The organism is Sulfurivermis sp. (genome assembly GCF_059410345.1).
This window is the reverse complement of sequence record NZ_JBLJDO010000044.1, coordinates 1-3,716: the sequence shown is the minus strand read 5'-3', so window position 1 is coordinate 3,716 and position 3,716 is coordinate 1. Positions and strand designations below refer to the sequence as shown.

At 65.3% G+C, this 3,716-nt stretch carries 4 protein-coding genes; 2 read left to right on the top strand and 2 right to left on the bottom strand.

What is annotated here, in order from left to right:
- Window positions 1-144: 144 nt before the first annotated feature.
- Entirely contained in the window at window positions 145-1,596 is a 1,452-nt protein-coding gene (locus ACMV8A_RS15585) for a sensor histidine kinase (RefSeq protein WP_270068557.1), read from the top strand.
- Window positions 1,593-2,222: a response regulator gene (locus tag ACMV8A_RS15580; protein WP_002940303.1), complete on the top strand. Its 630-nt coding sequence runs from the start codon at window positions 1,593-1,595 to the stop codon at window positions 2,220-2,222. Before ACMV8A_RS15585 ends, ACMV8A_RS15580 begins: the two co-directional genes overlap by 4 nt.
- Window positions 2,223-2,256: 34 nt before the next feature.
- Here ACMV8A_RS15580 and ACMV8A_RS15575 read toward each other — a convergent pair whose 3' ends face one another.
- Both ACMV8A_RS15575 and ACMV8A_RS15570 read right to left on the bottom strand, forming a co-directional pair.
- Window positions 2,257-2,745 carry a tetratricopeptide repeat protein gene (locus ACMV8A_RS15575; protein ID WP_495326800.1) on the bottom strand — a complete coding sequence of 163 codons (489 nt, stop codon included), beginning with the start codon at window positions 2,743-2,745 and terminating at the stop codon, window positions 2,257-2,259.
- Window positions 2,742-3,593: a tetratricopeptide repeat protein gene (locus tag ACMV8A_RS15570; RefSeq protein ID WP_270069895.1), complete on the bottom strand. Its 852-nt coding sequence runs from the start codon at window positions 3,591-3,593 to the stop codon at window positions 2,742-2,744. The genes ACMV8A_RS15575 and ACMV8A_RS15570 overlap by 4 nt, the downstream gene beginning before the upstream one ends.
- Window positions 3,594-3,716 lie beyond the last annotated feature (123 nt).

Genomic DNA, 3,716 nt, shown 5'->3' with positions numbered 1-3,716 from the left:
CCTAGTCGATATGCATCCGAGGTGGCGCTGATCATAGCGTCGGGCCGGTGGGCCGTGCCCCGCACGGCCTGCGGGCGGGCAATTTGCCTGTGCTGCGCCGGTAGCATTGGGCGCCGATGCCGATCAGGGGGAAAATGACGCACCATGCCGCCCGAAGCCGAATCCACGAATCGACTCGATAGGACACCGCCGCCTGCGCCGGATGCGGCCAGGCCGCTTGTCGGCCCCACCCGGGCGGCCCTCGATCTGCAGCGCAGCCTGCTGCAACGGCTACTGGCCTTCGCCTGCCTTTTGACGCTGCTGTTGCTGGCAGCGCACGGCTGGCAGATCCGGCAACAGGCGCTGGCGGACACGCCCGACACTGCAGCCGTCATCCAGCAATTGCTGAACCAGGATCAGCCCCGCCAGGCCGACGTGTTCAACCGAGAATCCATCCGGGTGGATCTTGCCGTGCTGGAACCCCTCGCACGTCGGCTGGCGTTTTGTGTGCAAGTGGAAGACCTGTGGTCGCGGCAGATTGGTGCTGCCTGCGTGCGCCCCGCGCCCCCTCGCTCAGGCGCCGGGGTCGTTGCCCGCTGGCTGGAGGCCCTGCACACACCAGCTGACACCAGCGTCCGCCCCTTGCTGCGTGCGCCCGGCGTCGCGGTGGGCCATATCCATGTCCGCCCGGACTGGCACACCGAAGCCTCACACTGGCTGTCGTCGATGTATCTGGTGCTGGTCGGCTGGGCCGCATTGGCGATGCTGGCAGCGGTGATCGTGCGCCCCGTCCGCCGCGCCTTGCGCCCCGCCGACCAGATCCTTGCCGCCATCGGCCGGCTCGAGGGCGGCGACACCACGGTGCGCCTGCCCGCCTTCGAGCTCGATGAATTCCGCCGGATCGCAAACGAGTTCAACAGTCTTGCCGCCCAACTGGCCACGACCCGAGCCGCCGAGCGCAGGCTTGCAACACATCTGCTCGATGTCCGCGAGGACGAGCGCCACTACCTGGCCCGCGAACTGCATGACGACATGGGGCAACACCTGACCTCGCTGCGTGCCGACGCCGCCTACCTCAGACAGTCGCTAGCCGCGTCGACCGCTCACGCGCCGCTGACGTCCGTGCTGGACAGCCTGTGCGAAACCCTCGCCCGCATGCACGAGAGCATCCAGAACATTGTTCACCGTCTGCGCCCGCCAAGGCTGGAGGCCTTCGGTCTGATCGCCGGACTGGAGCAACTGATTGCCGACTGCAAGCGCATGCACAGTGGCGCGCCCAGCATTCAATTCCATCATCAGGGCCTGCTCGACACGCTCGAGCCAACGCTGATCATCCACCTGTACCGCATCGTTCAGGAAGGGCTGACCAACGCCCTTCGTCACGCCGATGCCAGTCAGATCGAGATCGATCTTCAACGCAATGGCGACCGCTTCCGCCTGTCCATCCGCGATGACGGCAAAGGCGACACCGCCGGTCCGGTACTGGAAGGGCTCGGGCGACTGGGTATCCGCGAACGGGCTTCCGCGCTGGGTGGCACGGTGGAATGGATCAGCGCGCCGGGACGAGGCACGCAGTTACGGGTCGAACTCCTGGCAGGCACGCGGGGCGCCACATGATCCAGTTGCTGCTGATCGACGACCATGCCGTCGTCCGGCAAGGGTATCGCCGCTTGCTGGAACTGCAAGGCACGATGACGGTGATTGGTGAGGCGGGTACCGGCGAAGACGGCATGCGCCTGTGGCGTGAGCGCCAGCCCGACCTCTGTATCGTCGACCTGGCGCTGCCCGATCTTGGCGGATTGGAAGTGATTGCGCGTATCCGCCAGCGCGACCACACCGCCCGCCTGCTTGGCTTCAGCATGCATCGTGATGCACTGTGGGCACTCCGTGCGCTGGAGGCCGGCGCTCTGGGTTATGTCACCAAAAGCAGTCCGCCAGAGGTATTGCTACAGGCCGTCAACACCGTGGCCGGACGGCGCACCTTTATCAGCCCCGACCTTGCGCAGGAAGTTCGCCAGCTGCGCGGAGAGGGCGAACGCGGCCCTTCCGACCAACTGACACCACGCGAAAGCGAGATCCTGCGCCTGCTGCTGGACGGCCGGTCGGTTGCAGACATCGCCACCACCCTGTCACTCAGCCCCAAGACCGTGCATAACACCCACTATCAGATCAAGACCAAGCTCGGCGCTGCCAACGACTTCGAACTGGTCCGCCTCGCCCGTCGCATCGGCTTTGGCAACTGACGGGCAGATCACGCGGATACTGACACGAGAGCGCTCAATCCGCTTCGCCCCAGCGCAGCAGGGCGTCTGCGGCCATTACATCGCCCTCGTCCGCGGCGCGCTGCAGCCAATGTCTTGCGCGTGCCGGGTCGGCATCCACGCCTCGTCCCTGCGCCAATGCCATCCCCCAGTGATAGCGCGCCAGGGTCGCATAGCCACCCACCTCATCGCTCATGGCCCCGCGCTCCATGAGCCGCGCGGCACGGGCTTCGTCGCGCGCGACCCCTACGCCCGATTCCAGCATCTGTGCCAGCCAGATCATCGAATACACATCGTTCCAGCGCGCAATGCAGTCCTCGAAAATCCTGACTGCAGATACGTGGTCGCCCGTTTTTTCAGCGACGTAGCCATACAGACACTTGATCCGACGTGGGCTGTCCACAAAGTGGCGGTAGCTGAGATCCCCCTCATCCTCGGCCAGTGCGACGGGCGCCTGCAGCAACAGCAACCACGCAAGCACGCCACGCAGGGCAACGGTTTTCATGGCCGCAGCTCTACGAAATCCGGGTCACGGAACAGGCGTCCATCGATGCGTCGCCACGCTGAATGCGTGCCGGTTCGCAGAAACTCGTCCGCCGCACTGTCACCAAGACTTGCAGCCGTCTGGAACAAGGCCAGCGCGCGGGGCCGATCCACCGGCACGCCAACACCAAAATACAAGGCCGTGGCGTACAGCGTCTTGGCACTGATGTGATACTCGGTATTGTCCGCCGAGGCCGCCCGCGCCAGAAAATGCGTCGCACGTTCCGCGCGCCGGGGCACGGCGGCACCGATCTCGTATAGCTGGGAAATGCGCACCAGACCACCTGCATGATTCTGATGCGAACACAGGCTGAGCAGCTTCAGCGTGGTCTCATGATCGCCACATTTCTCCAGTTCGAGCAATGCGGACGAAAAATTGCCAGTGCTCAGCCCGCAATCGGTCGCGGCCTCGAGGCTCGGTTCCGGCACCTCGTCATGACGCGGATCGGGCTGCAGACCACGACAGTAGCGGTTACGCTGCACCTGCTCCAGCGCGACCCGCTCAACCCCCTCGACCCACCGCCGGAATCCGTCGGAATCTGCGGACTCCCCCATCCCCGCCAGGCGCGTGCCTCCGTCCACCTCATCCCAATCCACCGATACGCTCACTGGCAAGGCGTCGTCCAGCACAATGGTCGCCTCAAAACGCTCATGATCGACCGCCAGCACGGGCACCCCGCTGCCCAGGACGGCAGTCCACACACGCGCCGGTCCGGCGCTCAGCGTACGCTCCACCGTTGCCGCGCCAACCGCCTGCGTCAGCATGGACAACATCGCACCCAGCACCCCTGCCACCCTGATTGCCTTCATCGCCACCTCCCTGGATCGACGCACCGATTCTAGGAAGCCGCACCGCGTCACGTCCCGGGCAAATCGCCTGCACAATACCTCCCGGCTTCTGGCCCCGCTTCATGGTGTGGATAGATCATGGCC

Coding starts and splice junctions, on each gene's coding strand:
- ACMV8A_RS15585 (WP_270068557.1), top strand. CDS start 145: ATGCCGCCCGAAGCCGAATCCACGAATCGACTCGATAGGACACCGCCG.
- ACMV8A_RS15580 (WP_002940303.1), top strand. CDS start 1,593: ATGATCCAGTTGCTGCTGATCGACGACCATGCCGTCGTCCGGCAAGGG.
- ACMV8A_RS15575 (WP_495326800.1), bottom strand. CDS start 2,745: ATGAAAACCGTTGCCCTGCGTGGCGTGCTTGCGTGGTTGCTGTTGCTG.
- ACMV8A_RS15570 (WP_270069895.1), bottom strand. CDS start 3,593: ATGAAGGCAATCAGGGTGGCAGGGGTGCTGGGTGCGATGTTGTCCATG.